Origin of the sequence: Arthrobacter sp. LAPM80 (genome assembly GCF_046736435.1) — a bacterium.
Classification (GTDB): Bacteria; Actinomycetota; Actinomycetes; order Actinomycetales; family Micrococcaceae; genus Specibacter.
The window spans coordinates 13,121-37,079 of record NZ_JBCHVD010000024.1 but is presented as its reverse complement, the minus strand read 5'-3'; the positions used below and the strand labels follow the sequence as shown (position 1 = coordinate 37,079).

Below are 23,959 nucleotides of genomic sequence, written 5' to 3'. Positions count from 1 at the left end.
TTCCTCTTACCAGAAGGCACCAACAGAGCAGGCGGCCGCGAACAACCAGCCACCGTTCACACAAGAGGAGCAGGACAATGGAACCGATCAGAATCAGCAGCCCGGCTGACGCCATCAGCTACATGGGCCACAGCCTCGGCTACTGGCGGAAGGAAAGCCTCGTCTGCGTCGCCCTCGACGGCGCCACACTTGGACCCACCCTCCGTGTGAACCTGCCTGGAACCACGGACTTCATCGAGAGCTACGCCGAACGCGTCGCCCACTACTTCGGCAACGACCTCGACGCCACCGCAGTCCTCATCGCCCTGTTCACCCACCAGCCATGGGGCAGGGGACACCCCAAGCCCTTCGCCGCCATGGTCCAGGGACTCAAGCGACGGTTCTTGACTGTCGGGCTGCTCGTCCATGACGTGTGGATCGTCGGCCCCGAATCCTTCGCCACGTACGACGGCGCCAACCCCAAATTCTGTGGCAAGGAGACCCCGTTGGTGGCCCTTGAGACCAGCACCGTCAACGCCGAGCTGGTCTACCAGGGCAGCCTCATCAGACAAAGCGACACACCTGCCATCCCCGAGTTGTTCGCCGCTGTCGACCACGACGCGGTCGAGTCAGCGCTGCGGGACATGGCCACGAGCCTCCACGCGGCATACCGTTTGTGGACGGAACTCATTGACCACGGTGGCGAACCCACCCACGACCAGCTGGCCGAGGTCCTGGCCGGGCTGCAGCACGTCGGGCTCAGGGACCAGATCCTGGCAGACATGCCCGGCATCAACGAACCCATGGCAGCAACCCTCTTCGGCGCCACCGAAGAAGCCCCGCAATGGGACCGCATCGACAACTCCGAGAAGCTGCTACGCCAGCTGCTGACCATCGCCGCTCCAACCCACGCAGCGGCCCCGTTGACGATGCTCGGGCACATCTGCTGGTGGAAGGGCAGGGGAACTGCTGCGGCGAACTACATGCACGTCGCCCTGACGTTTGACCCCGACTACCACCTGGCCATGCTGCTGGACCAGATGCTCGGCGCCGGCGTCGTTGCCGGCTGGGCGCAACACAAGAACACCGCATACCGAAACCACCACCAGTAAATCCACGCGACCTAGCCCCAGAAAAAAGCAGAGAGTGCGGTGAGGGAAATGAGCATCACGGTCTACAGCAAACCGGGCTGCCAGCAATGCAAGTTCACCTGCCTGTCCCTGGACCATGCCGGCATACTCTACAAGGTCGTCGACCTGACAACCAACGCCACCGCACTCGAATACGTCCAGGATCTCGGCTACTCCCAGGCGCCGGTCGTCGTGGTCAGCGATCACCACCACTGGTCAGGATTCAACCCCACCGAGATTGAACAGCTCCGGCTCGCGATCCAATAATCACCCTCCAGCTGGAGATCCAGTGCCGCATGAGAACCTCATGCGGCACTCCCCTGCGCCACCAACATTCCCCCCCAATTCCCCCTCCATATCACCGCCGCCCAGATCCCTTCGCCAAGTCAGTTCGACCAGCAAATTCACCCCCAACTACCGTGCTGCTGCCGCAACCAAAAAATCCTTCACACTTCTTGCACCCAAGGTTAGGACCGTCCGAATTCGTTCGGACGGTCCACCATGCCGTATTGCCTAGTTGCCCCCATGAACATGTATGGATACAACCCAGATATGTCGGCAATGCGGCGCACCGTTTCAACCGCAGCAGAGTTCCCAGCAATATTGCTCTCCTGAGTGCTCTCACAGGCGCCGTAATCAGGATTGGTACGATCGCCGCCGTCCCGATGCCACCCGATCCCACCGATCACAGCTCGCGGCGGCGGAGACCACGCTTCGCGGGTCCATGGCCGTAGTCACCGCCAAGTTTGAGAACCAACTGGCCGAACTACGGCAAGCTAGCGAGGATCGGATCCAGCATGAATCGGACCGACATGAGCGCGAGTTCGAACAACTCCGCGCGCGGCTCCGCGATCTTGCCACGATCAACGTGGACATGGCCTGTGAAGTCCCCGAGCTGAAGGCACTTGTCACCGAATTGCAGCTTGAGAACGCCCGGCTTCTCCATGACCAGCACGCTTATGTCCAGGAGTTGTCTCAAATCTCGGGCCGCCTCTTCGAACTCTCATCCAGGCTGGGCCTGCCGCTGGACAAGACCACGAAGGAAATCTTTCAGAGACGGGGTTGGCGCACTGAAACTTTGCTGTCGAAGCCATGACCGTTTCCATCGCCAGGCTGACCGCCGACGCGGGCCTGAAATACCTGTTGAAGACAACCATGCAAGATGACCTCCCTGGACCACCTGCCGATGCCACCACCTACTATGTCAAGAACGGAACCCCACAAGGCCGTTGGCTTGGCCGCGGCTTGGACGGCATTGATCGCAGGCCAGAAGAGCCAGTGACTGCCACAGAGGCAAAAGCCGTTTTCACCCGCGCCGCACATCCCGATACCCACATGGTTCTGGGCCGTCCACACGGCCAAACCACGGTTGCCCATCGTAACGGTGAGGAGCAGCAACGCCATGCGGTTTCCGGTTTCGACCTGACGTTCAGCGTTCCCAAATCCGTCTCCGTGCTGTGGTCCCTTGGTAGTTCAGAAATCCAGCAGCAAGTTCTCGAAGCACACCACCGTGCCGTGGCTACCGTTCTCACATGGCTGGAGAATGACGTCATCCAGACTCGAACGGGGCGGGGCGGCGTCGCCCACGTTGGCACGAAGGGTGCCCTCGCGGCTTCCTTTGACCATTGGGAATCGCGTGCCGGGGATCCCCAGCTGCACACCCACTTGGTCATAGCCAACCGCGTTCAGCGCCTTAGTGATGGTGTCTGGGCGACCATCGACTCCCAAACACTATACAAAGCCGTCGTTGCTGCCAGCGAGCACTACAACGGGTTGCTGTTCGACGAGCTGCAACGCAGTTTGGGGACTGAGGCAGACCTTCGGCTGCCATCTGCGACACAACGGAACCCCGGCCATGAACTCGCAGGTATCGACGCCACGCTCATTCGAGAATTCTCTAATCGCTCGCGCCTCATCGATGTGGAAGCGGACAGATTGGCGGCGGCATGGACCACCACGCACGGCAAGCAGCCCAGCGACACCACCGTCATCAAGCTCCGCCAGACAGCCACGCTGTCCACACGTCAGGCAAAGGACAAGTCGCCCAGGCCCCTGAACGAACTGCGAGCCGAATGGACCGCGCGGGCCATAACCACGGGCGCGAACCCTAAAGCCATCATCGAAGGCGCTATTCATCGTTCCCAGCAACGGCCCGTCCGATCCCCCGATCTCTCTACTGACTGGGTCACTGCGGCGGCTTCCCTCACCCGCGAAGCCACGGCCCGGAGACGTTCCACTTGGAATCGCTGGAACCTGTTGGCGGAAGCCGAGCGAACATGTTCCAGCATCCGTTGCTATTCCCCCTCCGACCGCCGATTCCTGATCGATGCCGTTGCCGCCACAGCAGAATCCCAATCCGTCCCACTCAACAGCAACCGATACCACCTCCCCGTGAGCGCCGCAGAGGACCTCGCCTTCGCCGGGTATGCTGTCTTCGACTTCCCCGGCGCCCGTCTCTACACGGATGCCAGCACTCTGGCCAACGAACAATTGATCATGGATGCTAGGCACGACGGCGACGGCCCGGTCCTACTTTCAGCCGAAACCAACGCCCAACGCAACACATACCGGCACGTCTCCGGTTACCAGCTCGCCCCGGACCAGCTCATCGCGGCAGGGAAAATCCTCGCCAGCGGTAACAGGCTCGATGCCATCGTCGGCCCCGCAGGATCCGGCAAAACAACAACTATGGCAGCCATCAGGGCTGCTTGGGCACAAGCCCATGGTGAGGGCAGCGTCGTCGGACTTGCCCCTGCGGCGGCGAGCGCAGAAGTCTTGGCGAAGGAACTTGGCATCACCGCCGAGAATGTTGCCAAATGGCTCTACGAAAGTGTCGGACAAGGCGCAAATAACAGAGCGGGCCGATTCCACTCACTTGAGTCGATGCCGCGGGGCGTACATTCCGCCGTAGCAGCACAGCTTGCCAGCCTGTCCCTCCAACAGTCGCTATGGCAGTTCAAGAAGGACCAGCTGATCATCATCGATGAGGCGTCCATGGTCTCTACCATCCAACTAGCAGGACTCGTCCACCAAGCTCAAGATGCTGGCGCCAAGCTCCTACTGGTGGGCGACCCTGCCCAGCTCGACGCGATCGATGCCGGCGGCATGCTCGGCTGGCTGCATCGCGCCGGCGAAGCCGTCGAGCTGACGAGCATTCACCGCTTCATTCATAGCTGGGAAGGCCCGGCGTCGCTTCAGCTGCGCAAAGGTAACATCGACTCGGTCGATCTGTACGCCGCTCATGGCCGTATCCAGCGCGGCGATTTCACGGCCATGGTCGAGAAAGCATTCCAAGGTTGGATGGGCGATCAACATGACGGCAAGTCGTCCATCCTCATCGCGCCAGACAATGAAACCGTGACCACTTTGAACGAGCGGGCCCACGCCGAGCTGGTCGAATCAGGCCGCGTCGATGCCGAGCACACGGTCCCTCTCGCCGACGGCCTGAGTGCGGGCCGCGGCGACATCATCATCGCCCGCAAGAACAACCGTCAACTAATCGACAGCAAAGGCGAGTACTTACGCAACGGCACACTCCTACTCATCACGAAGCGACCGCACCGGGCCGGGACCGTCACTGCCCGTCGGGTGGACACCGGTGCCACCATTCGCCTCAACCCCTTGTATCTCGGCACCTCCGCCGAGCTGGGCTATGCAACTACCGCCCACCGTTCTCAGGGCATCACCGTGGACACCAGCCACATCGTCCTCACCCAGGGCTGCCTCACCCGCGAGCTGTTCTACGTCGGCATGACTCGCGGCCGCAGCAGCAACACCGCCTACGTCTGCGAGTCCAACCCCGTCGCTGACGAACCCCATTCGAGCGGGCCAACCACAAGCTGGATCCAGATCATCGGACAAGTCCTGGCCGCCGAAGGAGCCGAACGATCCGCGCACGAAGTCCGGCAGATTGAAGCTGCCAAGGGTGACACTCTCCAACGGCTTGCCGCCGAATACGACTACCTCGCTCAGTTGGCCGCCGCTGAAAACCTCACCGCGGTCATCTCGAAGTTGATGCCCGACGTCGTCACTCTTCTTCAGGAGTCCCCCTCCTGGGGCGCTGGTGTGGGCGCTTGGCGCCGCGCCGTTGCGGCCAACCCAGGGACTGCGCAGCGGGTGTTGGAGGACGCGCTGCGTCACCCGGGCAACGCACAGGAGCACATGGCAGTCATCCATGCACGGTTGCGTCAGTCGGCCGGGAACGGGCCATCTGAGGCCTCTCTAGACGTCCTCGACGAGCATCTTTCCACTGATCGATCCGACCTTGCTGACATGATCAGTCAAGTTCGATCTCGCACCACGAACCGCCAAGATCGTGTGACTCGGGAAGCCCTAAATGGCGGTTCACCATGGGTCCACGAGTTGCAGGCTCCGCTCGGGCCAGAGGTCAGCCCCGACCGTTGGGCTGCTGCCGTCAGTGAGGTCGCCATCTTCCGTGATCGCTGGAACGTCAGCACCCTCGCGAACCTTCTCGGCCCTGTTCCTGCAGGATATGAATGGGAACAGGCAGAACAAAGGGCTGCGCTGCAACGACGGCTCCAAGCGATGGCAGAATCATCTTCCAAATCCGCGGTGCAGGCTGGAACATTGCTGCCCGTACCAATTCCAAGCCAGCCCCTTATCTCTGTCGGACCCACGATCTAAGCTGGAATACGAAAGGAAGTAGCGCGGCCATGAACCCAATGATCAGGCCATCGGTAGCATCGACGCCCCTCATCGTGTGGAGTGCCGTGGTTGGCCTGTGCGCGCTCTATCTGGTGCCGGCCACGGTCGCTAACTGGCCAGCCCCAGCATGGCTGATCACGATTGCGTCGGTCCTCTTTGTTGCTTTTGTGCTGCTAGTTTTGCGCTGGATCGCCAAAGTACGCCGAGCCCGCACCTGGGACGCAAATGCGCAGCGACTTTGGCAGCAGTTTGAGGACGCTCGCCTCACTGGCGGTACGACAACAGCAGTTACAGTCCTCAGCGTCCAGGAGGTCCAGCCAACGGGCGCCTGGGTCACCATCAATTGGGACCAGTTCGGCTACACGCAGCCCGCATGGATCGAAGGCAAAGGCGGTACATACTGGCCTGGCTCGGTCATTCTCATTATCCCAGACCCAATGCAAGTTCACATCGGCCAGCCATGGCCACCCACTTACCGGATTGCAGAATGTGATTGCCGCGCCATAGCTCCCTCACAGAGGTAAATGGGAATCTCTTCCTGATTGATAGTGAAGAGAGCGAGCCGAGCCCAACTGCGATCGCTAGCACCGGCCCCTACTACGCCGAGATGACATCCAACAGCTGTCGGCGTATTTGAACCGCTGGAAGCGTTAGATCAATGGTCGCGGCCGTCATCTTGTGGCCGGACAACTGAATGGATTCCCGGATCGTTTGTCCGGTTGCGGGGTAGATGAGCATCCCCTCGGATGATACAGACAACGGGTCTGACTCCATTTCCTGCGTCCGAACGTAGGTGTACAGCTGGTAGAGATGACTGCTCTTGAACGTATCCTTTCCGTACTTGCCGTGGGCGAGGATCGAGGTGAACTTGGTGTCAATGACAATGCGGCGGTTGTCCGTGGCATTCTCGAGAATGATGTCGGTCTTCATCTGTGGCATTAGAGCGGACGCACCGTTCGTGCCGTATTCGGCGTTCCATTCCAGCTGGCGACCGCGGAGTACACGCCAGCCCTCACGGACCAGCGTGGCGGCGTAGAGCCCACCAACGGCTGTCTCGAACAATCTCCGGAACTCGTGGATATCGAGGAACTTCCGCGTGATCCCATGGGGCGCCACACTATCCATGGGGAGATCCATCGTCAAGGCCAGTTGGGCAGCCTGGATCATGCGCCGATCTTGGGCGTCATTACGTGTCAGCCGGACGTGAAGGGCCTTGGCCTCCCGAGCAGAATAATGGGAAGAGACGCCCAACCGTTCCAAAGCGCGAGACTGGTTGCGGCATTCAGATGACAGTGGCTTTGAACCTAGCAACGGGGCCAGGGCGTTGAGTGCCGCCAAGACCATTCTGTTGCGCGGCGAATCATTGGTTAGTTCATCAAAGTGGCATGCAATCTGCCCTCGTCGGAGCAATTGGTGAGACTCTGTTCGAAGGATGTCGATTCGCCCTCGTACCCGACGCAGGTCTCGGGACGACATGGAAAAAATAGGTGTGAGTGGCTTTTGGAGTCGATCTCTGACGCTCGAAACCAAGATTTCCGCCAACAAATCGGGTAGAAGCTCCGGGTATTCTTCGGCCCCTTGGCTGGACTCCGTGCCGGATTCGTAGAACTTCGAAGCGTAAAGCATCAGCAACCACAGGTTGGCGATGGGAATCTCGGTTTTCCCCGAGATGACAACCGTGGGTGTCGGCTCTCTTCCTCCAGACGTCAATTGAGCAGTCCCTGGCACAAGGACTGGGCCTTCTCCGGGTTGTCGAACCAATACTCATCGATCGTTGGGCCGATCTCTGTGGCGACTACGGCCTTGAACCAATTCCCAAACGAATCGATTGCTGCCGTTGGTGTGATGAAGCTGTGTCCGAGCATGAACTGGCTCCCCAAGTTCGGGTCATCCGCGATGATCTTGTTGAGGGAGGCGAACCTAAGCTGAATGTCCTTCAGATCGGACTTCGAGACTTTGAAATTGGAGTGCATCCACTCAGCCCAGCGCTCGTTGATGGCTGGTTCCAAGGAAACGAAACCGAACCGCCTGCGGAATGCCAGATCCATGATTGCCAGTGACCGGTCGGCTAGATTCATCGTGCCGATGATGTACAAGTTTGACGGGACGTGGACGGTTTCATCCGACGAACGGGGGTACGCAAGATGCAGCGCCTCCCGCGGGGACCGCTTTCCGGCTTCAATAAGAGTCAGGAGCTCACCAAAAATTTGAACAGGATTTCCCCGATTGATTTCCTCGATCAGCAGCACATGCGGGATCTCAGGAGCGGAGTTTGCCCGTTCAACCATTTCAAGGAAGGGCCCATCAATGAGTGCAAGCTGTCCGTCGGGACCGGGACGCCAGCCACGGACAAAATCTTCATATGAGGCGTTTGGGTGGAATTGAACGGCCCGGATTGCCGGACGCAAGTCCTTGGTTCCGATAAGTGCCTGTGCGAGCCGGCGGGCCAACCATGTCTTACCGGTCCCGGGCGGGCCCTGCAGGATCAGGTTCTTCTTGTTGCGCCAGCGCTCAAGCATTTCCCTCAGGTCGTCCGGTGAAAGAAAGCATCCGTCCGCCGCAATGTCCTCAACTGTATAGGCGGTCAATGGGACTGCAGTAGTCTGTTCCACGCTGTCTTGATCCACGCCATCAACTGGAAGCCCAGTCGTGGACGAGCCCGGTGTAAGGAACGCCGTCCACGACAGCTCAGGGAATGAATGCACGGCATACTCGGCGTCGTCGAATTTGGCCGACAGGACGTCAATTGTTGCCAGATACTGGGCGCCGTCAGCGGTCTGAAGGTTCCCATCCAACATCAGCTCAGACTTCAAATACCTGCGAGATTGTCCGTCCAAAGGAAGGAAATTCCAAGGCCGGCTCCAGAAAAGTCCCATGCTGAGCTTCGTCTTGACCTGTGGCAGCACCCGCGCGGCGTCGTACGCTTCAACAAATTTGGCGCGTTCATGCTCGTCGGCAGTTCCGGCGAGATTTAGAGCAGCCTCAAATACGTTCCATAGCGTGTCAATGTCGTCACGGCCTTGATCGTCTGAAAACTGGAAAAACCAGGAGTTCAAATTGTTGACCAGAGGAAGACCGTCAAAACTCACCGGTGCTGGCGTTGAAACTCCCAGTGCCTTGCCCCAGTCGGCGGCCAGAGCCGTCCGCTTTAGCGAGGTAATTCCTCGGTTGAAGGATGCAAGAACCGTGAATGGACAGATATCGGTCAGCGGCTGTGAGACCCCGTTGCGGTCCTTGTCCATGAGGTACCCCAACTTAGTGTGCTTCTGCTGGAGCTCGCCCAGCATGGAGAGAAGTGGGGCACGGTTGTCCTTGAACTTCAGGAGTTCAGTGGCAAGCTCTTCATAAAACGTGGTCCACGCAAAGTCATACTTCATCGCCAAGTCAGCGTCACCAAATCTGGCCGACCATGTGGGGTCATTTCTGAACCGATCCAGGTCCTGTGGTTCGTCGAGGAACGCGAAACGAATAAGACCGTCGCTCTTCCAGTCTTTTGGCGTCACCTTCCATACGGTTGACCTGGCGGTGTAGAAGTACCACTGACGAGGACCATCGAACGGCTGCCAATCAACGTCGATGTATCGTCCATCCCCGCGGTTACCGGTGATGGTTCCTACGGCCTTGATGCCCATTGTCGAGACCATGTTGTCGTGGCTGTCAAAAGGCAGCCCGTGTTTGCGGACGTAGGCGGATTTGATCGCAATCTTGTCTCCGGGCCGCATCGACTTGACGGTGTCCAGGAGCTGATCCTCAAACCCGTTTTCCCAGATGCCGTCTGCAATGAAACGATCAGTTTGATCTTGAGGATCCCTGTCGTTGAAATATGCGCCGACAAACCAATAGTTCTCCTGCAACCCTGCACCCAAATCCACCATGTTGCGTCATATCCTAATCGAGATCCCCTACCCACACCTGCGGGCCAAGATCATTGAATCACGCCGGTCTGACAAAGCTCCCACTGCACCAGTTGGCCAGCTGGCTTCGTCAGTCTCCCGGGGAACCGTATTGAGTTGGTTCATGATCAACGGCGCCGTGTAAGCCTCGAATGGTTGTGCTGGACTGGAAGTACAGGCATCAATATCCTGTTACATGATGCTCATTGCAAAGCGGGCTTGTTCGCGGCCGTTTGCCGGACCCACCGCACCGACGAAGAACTCACACTTACGTCACTGGTTTGGAATTTTAGGGAGGAAGTTGACAACCGCCCTCCAGGCAAGGGAGGGTCCGTCATCTCCAAAATACATTTGGACGCCGAGGTCACCCGGGCGAGAACAGACTTGGCAATGTCTGTCCGAGCCAACAATTTGCAACCATCCGTCAACGACACGATGGAGTCCGCTTCGGCGGCGATGACAGCATCGGCCCATCCTGCCAAGTAGCTGGAGGACTGTGACCCGCGGTCGATACCGTGCGCCTTTAGAACGGTGTATGCAACGGACTCGGCTTCGACCTCGGCCATTCCACGGTGCTCAGCGCTACTGCCATAGAGCTGGCCCAGGACATCGCCGGGGCCATGGAGCATGACGTGGCCAAGTTCATGAGCAAGTACAGCAACCCTCTCCTCACCCTCAAGCCACTCACCGACGCTAATCAAATGCGCAGCGAAGTTTGTGTAGCCACTGGCCAGAGAGCGTTGGTTGGTCGATACGTCCACCGTGAATCCCCTATGTTCGGCGATCTGGACTAGGGAGCACCACAATTCTGACGGATTCGTTCCAATTCCCGGTTCAAGTCCTGAACTTTGCCGAGGAACCAGTATCGGTTCGCCTTCAGTTTGGGACACATCGAACACAGCCTGGCCACGCCAGCCGACAATCCTGGTCCGTTTGCCATCAGTTGGGCTAGGCGACGCGTCCGAACGTTGCAACGCCGCACCTTCGACCAGGTCGTCTGCATCGACACGGGCAGTTCGTGGCGCGATGACCCAAAGCGCATGTTCACCCTTTAATACGTAGCGGCCGTGGTGTTCCCATTCTTTGTATCCGGCAACTAGAGTGGGTGGTTCATTGCCGCGCTCCTGCATCTGGACCATGAGCATCGCTGCGTTGCCACCGGAATAGCGCCATAGAGTGGCAGAGTTGTCGAGCAACTTCTGCCACCTCCATGGCTCATCAACCGCTTGGTCCAGAAGATCCACGAGCCCCTGAGTCAGCGCCTCGACCCTTTCAGCTGGCGCCAAGTGGGTCGGCGGCGGTGGCACTTGTCGGTCAAAGATAGTTTGGTCACGTCCAAGATCGGATTCAAACGAATCAGCGCCCATTGCCGCCACCTCCACAATTGCATCAGTTAGGTGTCTTCACACCCGATACATGTTCATGGTGCCCAGAATGCTAAGCAGCATGTTGACGCGTCAGCCCTGTGACTCTGGGACCCAACTTGGATCCCCGGGCCCTCCATGCGGAAGCGTCCGGTGCGCAGGTGGCCGGTGAGCTTGCAGGCCAACACAACCGGCAGTGCGGGTGTGCTCGCGCATGCGCTCGATACTGGCCGTCAACCGTTCGTGGAAGGTGATGGGGCCGAATCCGCCGTCGTCCTCGGTGTAGGAGGCCTGCTCGGCGCGCTGGAGCCCGTAGAGCTCGGCTACCATGTCGCTGTGCTTCCACCAGCAGTCTGGCACCACGGAAGTGGGAAGGTGGTAGGTATCCACGAGCCATTGGACCCACTGTCCCAGGTGCTTCCACACCGCCTCAGCAGTTCGGGGATCCATATCGCGCCACCTGTAAGTCACTGGAATCCTGCCGGAGCGCTTGCCCTCGGCTGAGCCAAATAGCATTGCGGCAAACTCATCCTCGGCTCCCCCACCGACTGTGTATTCGAAGGACTCTTCCTCGTCCATCGTTGTCTCCTCTCAATTTTCTGCATCGATGTTCAAGCTGGAGGCCTGGCGCAGCCGGTGGCCCGCAGCGAGCTCACGTTCGGTTTCATCCTTGGAAATGCCAAGCTGCGCAGCGTCCTTGCGCTTGTGCCACTCCGTCAGGTCCAACAGGATGGGACGGGTACGGCGCCCCAGCATGATCGCTGTGCCTGCCGGCAGCCTCCGGATCTCGTGCAGCGGAATGACGGGTGACTCCCGAATCTGTTCGCCGTCCTGACGCCCTTGGGATGACCATGAGCGGGTGTTGACGGTAGTACTGCGTTCCCCGATCAGACCTGCCAAAGCGCGCAGGTCACGCTCATCTGAACCGCCACCAAAGATCACCTTAATGATGGCCGCATCCCAAATAGTTGCTGCTTCGTCTATCGACCACCCAGAACGAGCCTGAGACAGTGATTGGAGGACCACGATGGTTGAGATACCAATCCCGCCGCCGTCGGACAGCGCAACCGGCAATCCTGGCCAAGGCGAGAGATTAGCTATCTCGTCCAGAATCAGAGACAGTGGCGGATCCAGCCGGCCACCCGGAGCCACGAAAGCCATCTCCCTCGCCGCATAGTCGATGTCGTCAATCAGCGCAGAAAGATATGGCCCGGCAGCGGCGGCCCCTGACTTTGTGCCAATCAGGTACAGTGTGCCGCGCTGCCGGATAAATTCCTTGGGATCAAACTGCTCCGATTCGCCGTGAGGGTCAAGGGCCGCCAAGACTTTCGGAGAGGACAGCGGTGCGACGGCGGCCGAGACACCGATCCACGAATTGGACGTGTTGCGCGAGTCATCGTCGATGATGCCCAGCAGGTCAGCCTGCCACCCAAGAGCCGCCTCCGGCCGTCCCAAAAACTCCAGCGCTTCCTTGGCCAGAACCGGGCTGGAGGACCACCGGCGGAAGGCCCTCACGCCGTCGCCCGACAGGGCAGCCGCATGCAGCAGGCACTGCAGAACAATGACAGCGCGCTTCTGCCATGCAGCATTCTCGCCCTTAAACTCTGTGTCGGCAGTAATGACCAAGGCCCGCCTAGTGGCGATGTCGGGATCCTCGCATCCGCGGACCGGCGACCACCTCAATGATGTCGGTAGTCCCGACATGCCTTGTGGATCGAACACTGTCACGGGCCGGCCGCCGGACGCCCGGGCCTTCATGGTCACCACCAGATTGTCGGCGCGCGTGGACGTTGTAACGACCGCTCCAGGCGCATCCAGGATGGCATTGATGATCACATACAAGCCCTTGCCGGAACGGGGCGCTCCCTGGATAACCATGGATTCCTCCGTCGATACATGGACGGTCACACCCCGTGACCGTCCCACGGTCCAGGAGACTTCCTCCAGCCGCGGCTTGGCGAGTCCAGGGCGGGTGAATTTGCCATGCTTGGCCACGGCCCGGGCACCATAGTCACGGACCACCTCTGCACGGCGGGCGACGCCGTCACGGCTGAGAATGTCTTTCCGCAACCACGCCCCGGACTGCCGCCACGCACGCCACGTGAAGTAGCCGGCGATGGCAAGGGCTGCCAGGACTGCGAGCGCGGGACCAACTATCCACCACACAGCCCCGGTGCCAACGCTGCATTGAGCGGGTGAAGCAATGATCCAATGCATCTGCCCGGCGAACAGGCCAATGCCGGCAGCCGGGCTGAATATCCATGGCGCGGTGGAGTGGCATCCCCAGCCGACCACGGCGGCGGCTGCACTTTGGACGAAGAAGCAGAATCCCAGATACACCGCAGAGGCAATCAATGCCGCGTTCAGGAGAGGGTTTCCGTCATCGAATCTGCGCGGCATCATCGCATCCCTTCATCAGTGCCGAAGACGGCCATCTCATCCGTAGTGATGCGGTTGGCAACGATGAAGGATCTGCTGCCCACTTTCCACAGCCCCATGCCCTTCGGCAGATTTTCGACGTGCTCGCATTCGGCCTCGGTGAGCCCCAAGGCTTCTTTGGTCAGGCGCATGGCGTCATGTTTTTGCCGGTAAATGATGCGGGTGTCCGCCTCGGTCAGCAGGCCGAGGGCCTTTTGCCTCAATCCGCTAGTGCCGTCGCCAATCTCGTTGAGGTCGGCCACCTTGTGCATGATCAATAGGTTTGCGATCCCGTACGTACGGGCCAGTCTCCACTGTTCGCTCATCTTGGCAAGCATGTAGGGGTCGGCCAGCATCCGCCAGCCTTCGTCATAGACCACGATCCGCTTGGCACCGTCAGGATTCGTCACGGCTGCCTCCAGCCAGGTGGCCCCGCAGGCGGCCGCAAGTGACAGTGCCTGTTCCGAGGCGCCGATCAGGGCCGAGGTGTCCATGACCATGATGGGTGCGTCAGCGTCAAAGGCAACTGTGGAAGGTGCGTCAAACATTCCTTCCAGGTCACCTGCGACTGTCCTCCGCAATGAATGTCCGACGCCGGCGCCACCGTCGTGTCCGACCAGTGCCACTGTTGCTGGAGTCGGGTCGAGCAGGTACCTCAGCACCATGGGAAGCGTCGGCGTGCTGTTGGCGGCCACCGCGTCGGTCAGTGCCATGTCCAACGCGGTGTGTTCCACCGGACTCATGGGCTGGCCCTGGCGCATCAAAGAAACTAGAGCCACCAACAGGTGACGACGTCGCTGCCTGACGACCGCCAGCCATTGTTCATCCGAGAGCAGCAGGGACCGCGGCCCGGCATCGAGCGGGTTGACCCTCGCAGGTTTGCCAGGACCCACCGAGATGACCTTCCCGCCGAGCGCTTCGGCAACCGGCACCCACTCCCCCTTGGGGTCGGAGGCAACCGCTGCCTTCCGACCCAGCGTCACAGACCTCGCGACCAAGGACTTGCCGCACATGGACTTCCCTGTCCCCACGGTGCCGATCACCACAATGGAGGGCCCGCTGATGACGCCCTTTTCGTAGAGAATCCACGGATCGTAGGAGAACGCGCCGGACCCGAACACGTCGGTACCGATATAAGTGCCCTCATGCCCCAACCCTGACTCAGTCAGAAACGGATAGGCCGCGGCGAAGGTCATGGTCGATGCCCTATGCGGTGCGGGATGCAAACGGTGTGGACCACGCAACGACGCAGGATCCCGGCTCCCCCAGTCGCCGCGCGACGTCGGGCCGTCGTCGGCGGGGTGGACCAGGCGGTTCCACAGCGACACCTGCGGTGAGCTGGGCCGTGAACGTTCGCTCCGCCGTCGTGCATCCCTATCGAAACGGGACTCATCTGCCGGAACAAGGCTGACGTGCTGGGCATGCTTCCTCATTTCAATCCCCTCCCTAAAGGCAGCGCGCCAGCGACGAATGCTGGCCACTGCTGCCCGGCTAACAGCCGCAGCTCCACGAAGGCACCGGCCGCCGCAGATTCAAGTTCCTGCCTAAAGCGGGCAAGGTCATCAAGGGTGTCCGCCGTGATGGTGACATAGGCTGCAGGGCGGACGTCACCGTGCCCGGCAACAATCTCATCTTCACGCTGCGCCACTTCTTCCTCCTCCGCTTGCTGCTCGCGTGTGAGTGGCCGGTCAAAGCGGGCATTGACGCGTCGGCGGGTGTCATGGGCTTCATGGGCCGAACGGATGTCCCGCAACGCTTGCTCGGTGGGGATGGCTCGGATAACCTCCGTGACGGTGTGCCGGAAGTCGCCCACGTAGACAACAGGGTGAAGGAAACCCGGAAATACCAGCTGGCGCGGCCATTCGGCAATCCAAAACGTCTGGTGGAATCCAGAGTCCGTCCGAAGGTACTGCCAGTGTTCTTCGACCGCCATGGGGCCGGCATTCAACACACTGACTTCAGCTCCCTGCTGGATCGCCGCTAACCGCGGGACCGCTTCCGGGTCAAAAGCACCCCGCATGACAGCGGTGAGCTTGTTGCCGGGCAGCCATTCATCAACGCTGACGCCATGCGTCTTCAACCCCATGGTCAGGGCCTCAACTTCCGAGCGAACCACGTGTTCCATACCCGCCAACGACCCGCCGGCATCGCGAATGCGCCTACGGGCCTTGGCCGTGTCAATGACGATGCAGACAAGAAGCTCGTGGATCATCGCCGATCCGGCCGCGGCAATCAGGTCGAGATAAGACTTGTCGCCCCAACTTACGTCCTCAATGCGTGTCGGCTTCTTGGCGCGGTCGTAGAAATCTCGCAACGCCGTGGACGGGTACGGGACGGTGTAGTCCTGGACCGCAAGACGGGCGACGGCGGGCCGCTGCGCCATGGCCGTTTGCACCCGCGACCACGCCTGCACTGAGTAGGCTTTGTCATCATCGTCCAGCAAGGCAAACGATGTAGTGGTGCAGCGCAGAACGGCCACCGCTTCATGCCCCTGACGGTCTACGATGAACGCGGCACCATCCTTGGTTTGCCGCAATTCTAGGCTGCCCAAACCTCCAGGGAGCGCCAGCTGGCCGACAGGTCGGGGCTGCTCAGGTTTTGCCAAGAACTTGGTCTGGCCCATCTGTTTGCGCCAGAAAAACACTGTTGCTGCATACGCCCAGACTGGATACGGGGTTCGTTGGAACTGCAGCACGCCGAAGAGGATCAATCCCAGCCACACAGGCGTCGTCAGGATCAGGGCCGGCAGTCCCCCGGCGGCCGAGGCAATAGTGGCAACCAGAACGCCTACGGCAACCAAGCCCAACTGGTACCACTGCAGGCCCATGAACAGGCCGTGGCGTTCGTACCGGGGAAACTTCACCGGCTGTAGCGTGCGCGTATTCTCAGACATCTTTATCCCTTTCCGGGTTGACTCTTGGTGGCCTTGGGAGGGGTGGCGGCGCCGGCTTGGGAACAGGGCGCGGTGGCGTGGGTGTTTGTGGCTTTGGAGGCTGCGCTTGCATAACTGGCTTTTGTACCGGCCCATTGCCCTGCTGTATATGGGTCGCCCCGCTTTGGGTTTGTGGCACTGGCGGCTTACTAACAGGTGGGTTGCTGACGCTGGCCTCCGTGTTGGAGCGACGCGCGCCAGTTGGTGCGGCTTCGGGGTTTCTATGAGGCGTGCCGCCGCGTTTGATGTACGGCTGGCCGTAGGTCTTGGTTTCCGATCCCGGCGGCTGGTTGCCGCCGCTGGGAACTGGCTGACCGCCGTCGTTCTTCACATTGTTTTGGCTGCGTGCGCTACCAGCGTTTTGAAGTTGCTTGAGGCTAGGTTCCGGGCTGGATGGGACGAGCGCCGGCTTGTGCGAACCGAGGCTCGTCAGGGAGAGCTTGCCACCCACCTGTCGGCTGACCTGCCGGGCTGCGAATCCACCACTTCGGCTGAGGACGTGGCCACCGCCGGCCACTTGTGCGGCCGCAGCCAACTCACCTCCGGCGAAACTCACCAGCCGCAAGGCCATCAATGGTGCGGCACAGGCGAGCAGCATGCCCACGGCGCCGGAGGCCAGACCTGCGAACGAAGTTGAGTGAGCAAACAGCTTGACCGCGACGGCGAGTACTGTGGCGGCCAAGGGTTTGGCGATCAGCAGTGCAACGACGGTTTCACACCATCGCCGCGTCCACGACTTGGTGCGTTCCCAGGGCATAAGCATGATCGCGACTGGAGCTGTTGCTGCCAAGACAAGCAGTGCGAAGGATCGGAAGATCATCGAGCACATGAGGATGAATGCTAGGACCCACACCAAGGCGACGGCCACGACGGTGACGATGAGTGGCCCGACTGGACCCGAGGTGCCGGGGCTCGACATGGAAACCAAATCCCATTCGCGTCCAGAGCCCGCAGGTGCCCTGGTGAAACCGAATAGCCGCATGAAGACGACGTACGGGTCCGAGCCTAGCGTCTGCAGGACGGCTGTTGAGGCCGAGTCCGTGAACTGAGTGAGCTTTTGCATCAGGCTGACCGCACCAAGCACCACGGGAACGGCGATTCCGCCGGCAATCAGCGCCCGGCCGATTCTGCGTGGCTGCTGGCTGATCAGACCTCCGAGGAGCTGCAAGATCATAGCCACGACAAGTGGTGTCATCATCACTACGACCCACCAATTGGTCATCCCGCTAACCGCGGACCAGTCCGAAGGTCGGACGTCGGAAACGCTGAAGGCCCCCGAGATGAATGACCACATCCATGAAGCTATGCTCTCCAGAATCCCGGCGAACATGCTGGTGATGGTTTGGCTCGCCATGTCCTGCGTCTGGGAGATGAGCCCGCAGCCGGGTGGCCACCATCCGTTGGCCTGACAATCGATCATCGGCAACATAATGTATGCCTAAAAGCCGAGATGAAACGCTGTCTGGGACCAGAGGATGTAGCCGTTGATGCCGCCAAGTATGGCGGCTACCGGCCCGGTCCACAGAAGGATCATGCCACCGCCTGATGCCAGCCTAGACGACTGGCTCAACTTGCCGGCAAGCAGCATGGCTGCACCGAGAATGGCCACGATCGCAATGATGATGAAAGCGCCGACGAGGATGCCACCGCCAATTTCCTTCAGAGACTCAAGGAACGGGAACGTTGTGTTGGGTGTGATGCCGGGATCCACCGGCGCAGCCAGAAACATCGTGAACTCCTATCGTTACCTCCCGCTGTCTGCAGGAAGGGTTCACGAGTTCATGGTGTGTGGAGAGCTAAACGACGTCAGGAGATACTCAAATTAATATCCAGTGTCATCGTCACGCACCACGACTAGAGGCAGAGCATTTCATCGTTCCACGCACCCCACGGTAGGTGCCGCGATACACGAATTATGCGAGCTAAGAGGACGTCCCTAAACGCCGAACGCGGCAACAATGGTAACTACATTTGCCACCAGAATAACGGTTGTGTAGATCGTCAAGTACTCTGGCCGCCTGTTCCTGCGCACACAGGCAAGTAGCCGATTGGCGAGATTCGTATCATCAGCGGGAACAGGAATAGGAAGCAGGCTTTGCCGAACTAGCTGAATGAAAAGTCCCACCATCCCGCCGACGACTATAAGCGAAAATGCCAGGGCACCTATAATTCGGGCAGAAACCTGGTCTGGTGCCGGACTGGCCGCGGTGACGACAACGCACGTCAAAATCAATCCCACCAGACATGTAAACAACGATGTCAAGGTCGATCGTGCCGCCGCTGAAAGCATTGCCATTCGAAGGACGGTTTTGGTACGCCCCTCGCCCACTCCAGTACCGCCAGTCTCACCAAACCATCGTTTGATACCAAGGAGCTCATAATTCTGGGTTTGATGACGAAAAAGTGGCAGCTCAATACTCGCAAAGGTCCAAGTCGCAAGAAACGATGCTAGTTGCAATGTCAAGCTCACGAGAGCGAATGCTAGCGCTGCATTCATATACTCACATGCACCTCAGTTGTACAAGTATAGGGTTTCTTTGGCTCGTCATCTAGGGGATCCGTTTCGAAATCGGACGCAAACTCAGCAGTTGCCCTGATCGTCTCATGAGAAGTAGTACCTGTCGGGATACGAACCACTCTCATCGTGTTTTCGGAAGTTGTACCGCCAGGGAGACAACCCAAAAGGACTGAGGGGACAAGAAATCCCTCTAGCTCCCCATATCCAAGGCAAATGCTGCAATTTATTTTCGCTGAGCGCACTCCGACAACGAGTCTAACGTCAAGGTAAGTGTCAAAGCCGGTGTTGTGAAAGTGAACTGAATGTTGGGACCCAGTATTATCCACTCGGTTCGGTTTGCAGTTCGCCAACATGGTGAAGTCACCAGTTCGGGCACGCCGGGCAGTCACGGTCAGGCCCGAACAGACGCAGAAGTGGAGACAGGGATAGCATGGACGTCAACAATTGCATTCATCAATCCAAGCACGGTGGTTGCTGAAGTCGAATCTGAAAAAATTACGGAACCTCCATCGGTAATCGTGACTTTTCCTTCTTCACCGCGAATTGTTACGCCAACAGGGTTTCCCCGGAGGTCATTGACCATGGCGCGCAAAGCTTCATGGTCGTTGGACTGCACAAGAACTCGGGTGGAGTCCTCTACCAGCCGCACTGAAGACGCATGTGCGGAGCCTACTTCCTCCGTTGATTGAAGGAATGCATTTAACGAAAAGACTACTGGCTCGTGCTCTTCCTCAAGGCAATCAGCAAGATCCGCGGCAAGGTGTTCGGTGAGTGAAGCCGAAGGGGTGAGTATCCCGACCAGACGCGATCCTAGGCCGTCCTTGGCAGCAATATTTCCAACACCAATGATCCATCGCCCGCGAGTTGTCGGGGTTGCATCCCATTCAGAGCTGTGCAGGTCGTCGTATTCAATAATTCGTCGGATAAGCGAGCCCCCCTCACCTTCAACGACTTCTGGTTCTGAACCACCAACCTCTCCACCCACACCAGCGGCAAACGCTGCTATCACAGACTCGGTTTTACGATTGCCGTCCGTCAGCAACCACCTAGAGTAGACATACACGAAATCCCTCCTCATGAAGCGTTACTCCACACTGTAGGCGATGGCGAAATCGTTGCCAATGGATCGCGGATTTTTTGCTGCACCTCGATGGTGGCGCGCGGGATTTGAGGCGGTCTGAAGTCAATATTGGAGTTCTGGCTGAACTCGTCCTACCGAACAGTTATCACGCTGAAGTACTGCGTCCCCGAATTCCATGCAACCGGGTGAAGCAGGGTCCCTACCGTCGGATTCAATGCGCTGTACATCATGCCGTTTCCTGCGTAGATCCCGACGTGTCCCCAGTGATTGGGACCGTCGGGATTCTGCACGACCAAGTCGCCGGGCTGTGGCGTTGAAGTCTGCGTCCCGGCAAGCCACTGCTCGGTCCGTGGCAGCTGGATCCCAACTTGAGCATAGATCCATTGGACGTACCCGGAGCAATCCCACGCCTTGAACGAGGTCCCGCCCCAAACATAGGTGCCACCAACTCCCTCCTGGGCATAATGGATGATGTCGCGCCGACGTTGGCTCAGATCGCTGGGCAAGTCCGGCGAACCAGAGGAGCCCGCGTCAGCGGAGCATGCGGCCACGGCCGAACTCGATTTGAGCGCGGACACGATTGACGACGCCTCGCCGTCCCACTGGGCATAGAGCTCCGGGAAGGCCGATACCTGTACAGCCTGCGCCGCAGCGCCCGGTGACAGCGATTCCCACCCCGGAACATCCAGCAATCCTCGTGGCGAAGCTTTATTTGGTCCACTCGTGCCACCAAAGAATGCCTGCGCGTCGTAAACAGGATTCATCAGCTCGGCCACGCTCCCCCAGCCAGAGGATGGGCGCTGCTGAGCTGATCCCAGCGAGTCATGATCCGAGCCAACCCCATCGTGGGCGAAAGTCATGGACGCCGGAACAGAACTGTTTGCCAGGATCCTGAGCCCTGATTCCTTGAGCCCCACCATGATGGCGATCTTCAGCCCGGCGTCCGAAACCTCGAGTTGCATACCAACCCCAATGAACGCCTGAGCAACTTTCACTTGCCCAGCAGTCAGCACAATCGGAGTTCCACCAGCAGATGAAATCGACAGGCCCTCGCCCGTTGCCGGTTGGGCCCCAGCGTTGGCGACCGTCGCAGCGCTGGGGAGGCACGCCGTCGTGCTTGTCTGGGTGGCCGAAGCCACCAGCGCCAATCCCCCACACATGGCCATGATCAGTACCGGCACCATTACGCCAACCACGGTTGAAACGACACGCAGCAAGGCACGGCGCTTCGCCACTGCAAGCAACACCGCCGGTACGGGCATCAGTACACGATCCTGTCCGGAGAGGCATAGAACCCCACCATCACGCACCGGTCAACCGGTGCGTTGGCGGCCGGCGGGCAGTTGACCATGACGCTGAGGGGCGCGCTGTAAGAATTGGCCCCGCCCGCTTGGTGCTCCGTCACGTTGAGGGTGAACGTGCAAACATGCAACCCCACCCACGGCGCAGGATACTGCTTGACCTGCGCCAATTGCTCATCGCAAGCGGATGTGGATACCGAAGCCGTACGGTACGCACGCATGCCCGACAACGAGGCAAACGATGCCGCTGTCACCCCGGTTGCCTGGAATTCCTGGGCCATGACCGCCATCGGATTGGAGCCGTCGGGCAACACATCCCACCACGACCGCACGCGCTCATAGACCGCTGAGAACGTGGAGTTTCTGGCATCCCACGTATAAATCATCTCAGCAGCCGCCGTGGCCAATGTTTTGTAATTCGCGGTGTTTGGCTCATCCGGAGCCAGTACCGTATTCGGCTCCGTCTTGGGAATAACGACGGCGGGAGGCAGGGTTGCTGGCGCCGTCGCCCGCGTTGTGGCTGGCGGTGGCGGTGTCGACAAAGCGTCAGTCGCCGCCGGCTTAGTTGCGAATATGACCCCGGTAGCGGCGATCAGCGCTGCCACGATGGCGACGAGCACAATGACCTTACGGCGTCTGGCCAAACGTCGAACGGTTCTGGCAATTTGGGACATGGGATACCCCTCTCACCATGTTCATGGTTGAATCACCGAATTACGACATGCGCTGAGCGCCAATCCCTGCCAGTTTGTTGGAATCTGTTGGGTGAGGTGTGCTCAGTGGGTGCGCCGCGCGCTCCAGCACGTCCAAGGCTGCGACATAGAGATTGTGCGCGTAGCAGATACGGCCCTCAAGGTAGTTTTCCCTGAGTCCTGTCTCCCCTGAAAGCTCAGCGATCTTGGCCGCCCGGTCTGCTCCTCGAACTCCCGTCAGCACCAATCGTTCTGCAACAACCTGCAACAGGACCGTTGGCAAGCAGCAAACAGCAGTTGCGATCACTGTTTCCGTATCGCAGAGCGTCGCCGGTTCCACGTCCATGGCGGCGCGGACAGTCATGGCTGTCTGGCGGAGAATCGTGACAGCCTGCCAACGCTTCCTCTCATCCCACCCCGACTTGTGCCCAACATGGCGTTCGCGAGGCGACGTAAGGCACTCCACCGCCAAGTCCCATGTCTCAGCCGCCACATGCTCGCGTACGGCGGTCAGAACCTCAACCACCCATTCATGCTCGGCAACGCGTTCACCGCTCTCCGCCGCTGCAAAGTCAACCGGCGCTGCGGGTGAAACCTCGGGTTCAGCATTCAGCGGCATCCACGGATGAGCGAGAGTCCGGCGGATGTGATCGGCACATAAGTGCACGGCGATCCCCTGCACCCAAGCGCCAAATGTGATTCCCGGCAATTGGCGGTAGCGCTGTTTGACCAGCCCTTCCCAGGCAGCGACGCGGACATCCTGCATGACGTCATCGACGTCGTCGACGTGTCCGATGCGCAACAGGCGTGACCTCACAAAAGGTCGAACGTGCTCAACCGCCGTCATGAGCTGATCAATGGGAATGTCCGGAACCGGCGGGCGTTCCAGTGCGACGTCAATGCTGGTGATTCGGAATTGTGGCTGTGATTCGCTGGACTTGATGCCCATCATCTTCACCGTTCTCGTGCGCTTAGTGATTGTCGACGAGCGGCGTCGCGACTGGCGCCGTTGGTGGTGCTTTCCGCGGCTCGCACTGAGGCGGCGGGGAAAGCGAACTGGTCTCCCAGCTCAGAAGCAGCACGATGAATATCTGGCGGCCGCCCCGGCATGTTGTTATCTATCCAGTCTCAGAGCGAACTTAGTTATTGTCAACATAGTTCTGTTCACTTGTGGATATCATTGGGGCAGAATGGTGGCATGCCGCACATTACGCAACCGGCCGACGCCGACTGGTCCCCTGAGATCGAAGCTGCCGTTGCCACCTTCGGCAACAGAGCACGCAACGAGATCTTGCGCTACTTAGCGCACCATTCACCTGCCACCAGGGGCGACATCGTTGCGGCAGTCAGTTCGGAAGCGCCGAGTGTTGCCAAGCACCTCATTATCTTGGAAGAAGCAGGCGTCATTACGGCCGACCGTGAACCCGGTCAGCGACACGGACGTGCTCCTCGATATTCGACGAACAAGGCGCGGATCAGGGAGCTGATGGCTGCCCATCGCCGCTATCTTCTTGATCAATAGCATCTGAGTCGATAGTGGGTTGGTGTAGTTTGATGTCGTTATTAAGGAACTCAGTGATGGCGCGCAAAGTTTCAGGCGAAACCTCACCCAGTGCCCGTGCGGCGAAGGACTTTACTTTGGCGGCTCTCAAGGCTTTAAGGAATTCAAGCCGTGAGTCGATCTGTTCGGGGAGCTCCGATTCCTCGTCACTGAGCAAGTAAGCAGGGTCGACTCCAAATACGTCGCTGATAGCAGTCAGCAATTTCGGGTCCGAAACCAGGCGGTCAGTTCCGTCCTTCATGTATGACCAGCGAGCCCGAGAGAGGTTTACACCCCGATCGGCCAACTTCTGTTGCAGTTCCAGAAAGGTCAGGGGAGTTCCCCGCTCGGCGATGACAACGTCAAGCAAGAGGTTTAGCCGGCGCGCGAGAACGAACTGGGTCGATGCCTCGACGTTCGAATCACCACGATCATCAGTCAAGTCT

Annotated in this window: 21 protein-coding genes; 6 read left to right on the top strand and 15 right to left on the bottom strand. The window is 59.5% G+C overall.

Annotated elements, in window-relative coordinates; translation table 11 throughout:
- The first annotated feature begins 77 nt into the window (after positions 1-77).
- The 5 genes from AAGW05_RS16970 (at position 78) to AAGW05_RS16950 (ending at position 6,298) form a co-directional block, all read left to right on the top strand.
- Entirely contained in the window at positions 78-1,091 is a 1,014-nt protein-coding gene (locus AAGW05_RS16970) for a DUF4192 domain-containing protein (RefSeq protein WP_411805739.1), read from the top strand.
- Between the two features lie 48 nt (positions 1,092-1,139).
- Positions 1,140-1,376 carry a glutaredoxin domain-containing protein gene (locus tag AAGW05_RS16965; RefSeq protein ID WP_411805738.1) on the top strand — a complete coding sequence of 79 codons (237 nt, stop codon included), beginning with the start codon at positions 1,140-1,142 and terminating at the stop codon, positions 1,374-1,376.
- A gap of 457 nt (positions 1,377-1,833) precedes the next feature.
- Complete coding sequence (locus AAGW05_RS16960; protein ID WP_411805737.1) at positions 1,834-2,205, top strand: hypothetical protein; 372 nt, start codon at positions 1,834-1,836, stop codon at positions 2,203-2,205.
- Positions 2,202-5,753, top strand: a complete 3,552-nt coding sequence (gene mobF / locus AAGW05_RS16955; RefSeq protein WP_411805736.1) for a MobF family relaxase — start codon at positions 2,202-2,204, stop codon at positions 5,751-5,753. Before AAGW05_RS16960 ends, mobF begins: the two co-directional genes overlap by 4 nt.
- Positions 5,754-5,782: 29 nt before the next feature.
- Entirely contained in the window at positions 5,783-6,298 is a 516-nt protein-coding gene (locus tag AAGW05_RS16950; protein ID WP_411805735.1) for a hypothetical protein, read from the top strand.
- A gap of 73 nt (positions 6,299-6,371) precedes the next feature.
- On the opposite strand, the gene AAGW05_RS16945 is transcribed toward AAGW05_RS16950, so the two are convergent.
- The 14 genes from AAGW05_RS16945 to AAGW05_RS16880 form a co-directional block, all read right to left on the bottom strand.
- Positions 6,372-7,502, bottom strand: coding sequence for a 5-methylcytosine restriction system specificity protein McrC (locus AAGW05_RS16945; protein WP_411805734.1), 1,131 nt, complete (start codon positions 7,500-7,502; stop codon positions 6,372-6,374).
- The gene (locus tag AAGW05_RS16940; RefSeq protein WP_411805733.1) at positions 7,481-9,649 is read right to left on the bottom strand and encodes an McrB family protein; all 2,169 of its coding nucleotides are present in this window, start codon (positions 9,647-9,649) and stop codon (positions 7,481-7,483) included. Before AAGW05_RS16940 ends, AAGW05_RS16945 begins: the two co-directional genes overlap by 22 nt.
- A gap of 221 nt (positions 9,650-9,870) precedes the next feature.
- Positions 9,871-11,034 (bottom strand): ArdC family protein, encoded by a 1,164-nt coding sequence (locus tag AAGW05_RS16935; RefSeq protein ID WP_411805732.1) that lies wholly within the window; start codon positions 11,032-11,034, stop codon positions 9,871-9,873.
- 90 nt (positions 11,035-11,124) lie between these two features.
- Positions 11,125-11,610, bottom strand: a complete 486-nt coding sequence (locus AAGW05_RS16930; RefSeq protein WP_411805731.1) for a hypothetical protein — start codon at positions 11,608-11,610, stop codon at positions 11,125-11,127.
- Between the two features lie 12 nt (positions 11,611-11,622).
- Positions 11,623-13,434 (bottom strand): type IV secretory system conjugative DNA transfer family protein, encoded by a 1,812-nt coding sequence (locus AAGW05_RS16925; RefSeq protein ID WP_411805730.1) that lies wholly within the window; start codon positions 13,432-13,434, stop codon positions 11,623-11,625.
- Positions 13,431-14,882 (bottom strand): ATP-binding protein, encoded by a 1,452-nt coding sequence (locus AAGW05_RS16920; RefSeq protein ID WP_411805729.1) that lies wholly within the window; start codon positions 14,880-14,882, stop codon positions 13,431-13,433. Before AAGW05_RS16920 ends, AAGW05_RS16925 begins: the two co-directional genes overlap by 4 nt.
- Positions 14,879-16,342, bottom strand: a complete 1,464-nt coding sequence (locus AAGW05_RS16915) for an SCO6880 family protein (protein ID WP_411805728.1) — start codon at positions 16,340-16,342, stop codon at positions 14,879-14,881. Before AAGW05_RS16915 ends, AAGW05_RS16920 begins: the two co-directional genes overlap by 4 nt.
- Complete coding sequence (locus AAGW05_RS16910; protein WP_411805727.1) at positions 16,335-17,561, bottom strand: type IV secretion system protein; 1,227 nt, start codon at positions 17,559-17,561, stop codon at positions 16,335-16,337. Before AAGW05_RS16910 ends, AAGW05_RS16915 begins: the two co-directional genes overlap by 8 nt.
- A gap of 258 nt (positions 17,562-17,819) precedes the next feature.
- On the bottom strand, positions 17,820-18,110 hold the full coding sequence (locus AAGW05_RS16905; RefSeq protein WP_038466388.1) for a hypothetical protein: 291 nt from the start codon (positions 18,108-18,110) through the stop codon (positions 17,820-17,822).
- A gap of 207 nt (positions 18,111-18,317) precedes the next feature.
- A complete protein-coding gene (locus tag AAGW05_RS16900; RefSeq protein WP_411805726.1) occupies positions 18,318-18,851 on the bottom strand; it encodes a hypothetical protein in 534 nt (177 codons plus the stop codon).
- 439 nt (positions 18,852-19,290) lie between these two features.
- Positions 19,291-19,962: a hypothetical protein gene (locus AAGW05_RS16895; RefSeq protein ID WP_411805724.1), complete on the bottom strand. Its 672-nt coding sequence runs from the start codon at positions 19,960-19,962 to the stop codon at positions 19,291-19,293.
- 149 nt (positions 19,963-20,111) lie between these two features.
- Complete coding sequence (locus tag AAGW05_RS16890; protein WP_411805723.1) at positions 20,112-21,290, bottom strand: C40 family peptidase; 1,179 nt, start codon at positions 21,288-21,290, stop codon at positions 20,112-20,114.
- On the bottom strand, positions 21,242-21,955 hold the full coding sequence (locus tag AAGW05_RS16885) for a hypothetical protein (RefSeq protein ID WP_411805722.1): 714 nt from the start codon (positions 21,953-21,955) through the stop codon (positions 21,242-21,244). Before AAGW05_RS16885 ends, AAGW05_RS16890 begins: the two co-directional genes overlap by 49 nt.
- A 40-nt stretch (positions 21,956-21,995) precedes the next feature.
- Positions 21,996-22,925 carry a sigma factor gene (locus AAGW05_RS16880; RefSeq protein ID WP_411805721.1) on the bottom strand — a complete coding sequence of 310 codons (930 nt, stop codon included), beginning with the start codon at positions 22,923-22,925 and terminating at the stop codon, positions 21,996-21,998.
- Positions 22,926-23,171: 246 nt separating this feature from the next.
- On the opposite strand from AAGW05_RS16880, the gene AAGW05_RS16875 reads away from it, so the two are divergent.
- Positions 23,172-23,495, top strand: a complete 324-nt coding sequence (locus AAGW05_RS16875) for an ArsR/SmtB family transcription factor (protein WP_411805720.1) — start codon at positions 23,172-23,174, stop codon at positions 23,493-23,495.
- Here AAGW05_RS16875 and AAGW05_RS16870 read toward each other — a convergent pair.
- Complete coding sequence (locus AAGW05_RS16870) at positions 23,449-23,955, bottom strand: helix-turn-helix domain-containing protein (protein ID WP_411805719.1); 507 nt, start codon at positions 23,953-23,955, stop codon at positions 23,449-23,451. The two genes, AAGW05_RS16875 and AAGW05_RS16870, sit on opposite strands and share 47 nt — an antisense overlap.
- Positions 23,956-23,959: the final 4 nt, after the last annotated feature.

What these genes read in the sequence shown, in the direction of transcription:
- AAGW05_RS16970 (WP_411805739.1), top strand. Translation starts at nt 78, where the DNA reads ATGGAACCGATCAGAATCAGCAGCCCGGCTGACGCCATCAGCTACATG.
- AAGW05_RS16965 (WP_411805738.1), top strand. Translation starts at nt 1,140, where the DNA reads ATGAGCATCACGGTCTACAGCAAACCGGGCTGCCAGCAATGCAAGTTC.
- AAGW05_RS16960 (WP_411805737.1), top strand. Translation starts at nt 1,834, where the DNA reads ATGGCCGTAGTCACCGCCAAGTTTGAGAACCAACTGGCCGAACTACGG.
- mobF (WP_411805736.1), top strand. Translation starts at nt 2,202, where the DNA reads ATGACCGTTTCCATCGCCAGGCTGACCGCCGACGCGGGCCTGAAATAC.
- AAGW05_RS16950 (WP_411805735.1), top strand. Translation starts at nt 5,783, where the DNA reads ATGAACCCAATGATCAGGCCATCGGTAGCATCGACGCCCCTCATCGTG.
- AAGW05_RS16940 (WP_411805733.1), bottom strand. Translation starts at nt 9,649, where the DNA reads ATGGTGGATTTGGGTGCAGGGTTGCAGGAGAACTATTGGTTTGTCGGC.
- AAGW05_RS16935 (WP_411805732.1), bottom strand. Translation starts at nt 11,034, where the DNA reads ATGGGCGCTGATTCGTTTGAATCCGATCTTGGACGTGACCAAACTATC.
- AAGW05_RS16930 (WP_411805731.1), bottom strand. Translation starts at nt 11,610, where the DNA reads ATGGACGAGGAAGAGTCCTTCGAATACACAGTCGGTGGGGGAGCCGAG.
- AAGW05_RS16925 (WP_411805730.1), bottom strand. Translation starts at nt 13,434, where the DNA reads ATGATGCCGCGCAGATTCGATGACGGAAACCCTCTCCTGAACGCGGCA.
- AAGW05_RS16920 (WP_411805729.1), bottom strand. Translation starts at nt 14,882, where the DNA reads ATGAGGAAGCATGCCCAGCACGTCAGCCTTGTTCCGGCAGATGAGTCC.
- AAGW05_RS16915 (WP_411805728.1), bottom strand. Translation starts at nt 16,342, where the DNA reads ATGTCTGAGAATACGCGCACGCTACAGCCGGTGAAGTTTCCCCGGTAC.
- AAGW05_RS16905 (WP_038466388.1), bottom strand. Translation starts at nt 18,110, where the DNA reads ATGTTTCTGGCTGCGCCGGTGGATCCCGGCATCACACCCAACACAACG.
- AAGW05_RS16885 (WP_411805722.1), bottom strand. Translation starts at nt 21,955, where the DNA reads ATGTCCCAAATTGCCAGAACCGTTCGACGTTTGGCCAGACGCCGTAAG.
- AAGW05_RS16880 (WP_411805721.1), bottom strand. Translation starts at nt 22,925, where the DNA reads ATGATGGGCATCAAGTCCAGCGAATCACAGCCACAATTCCGAATCACC.
- AAGW05_RS16875 (WP_411805720.1), top strand. Translation starts at nt 23,172, where the DNA reads ATGCCGCACATTACGCAACCGGCCGACGCCGACTGGTCCCCTGAGATC.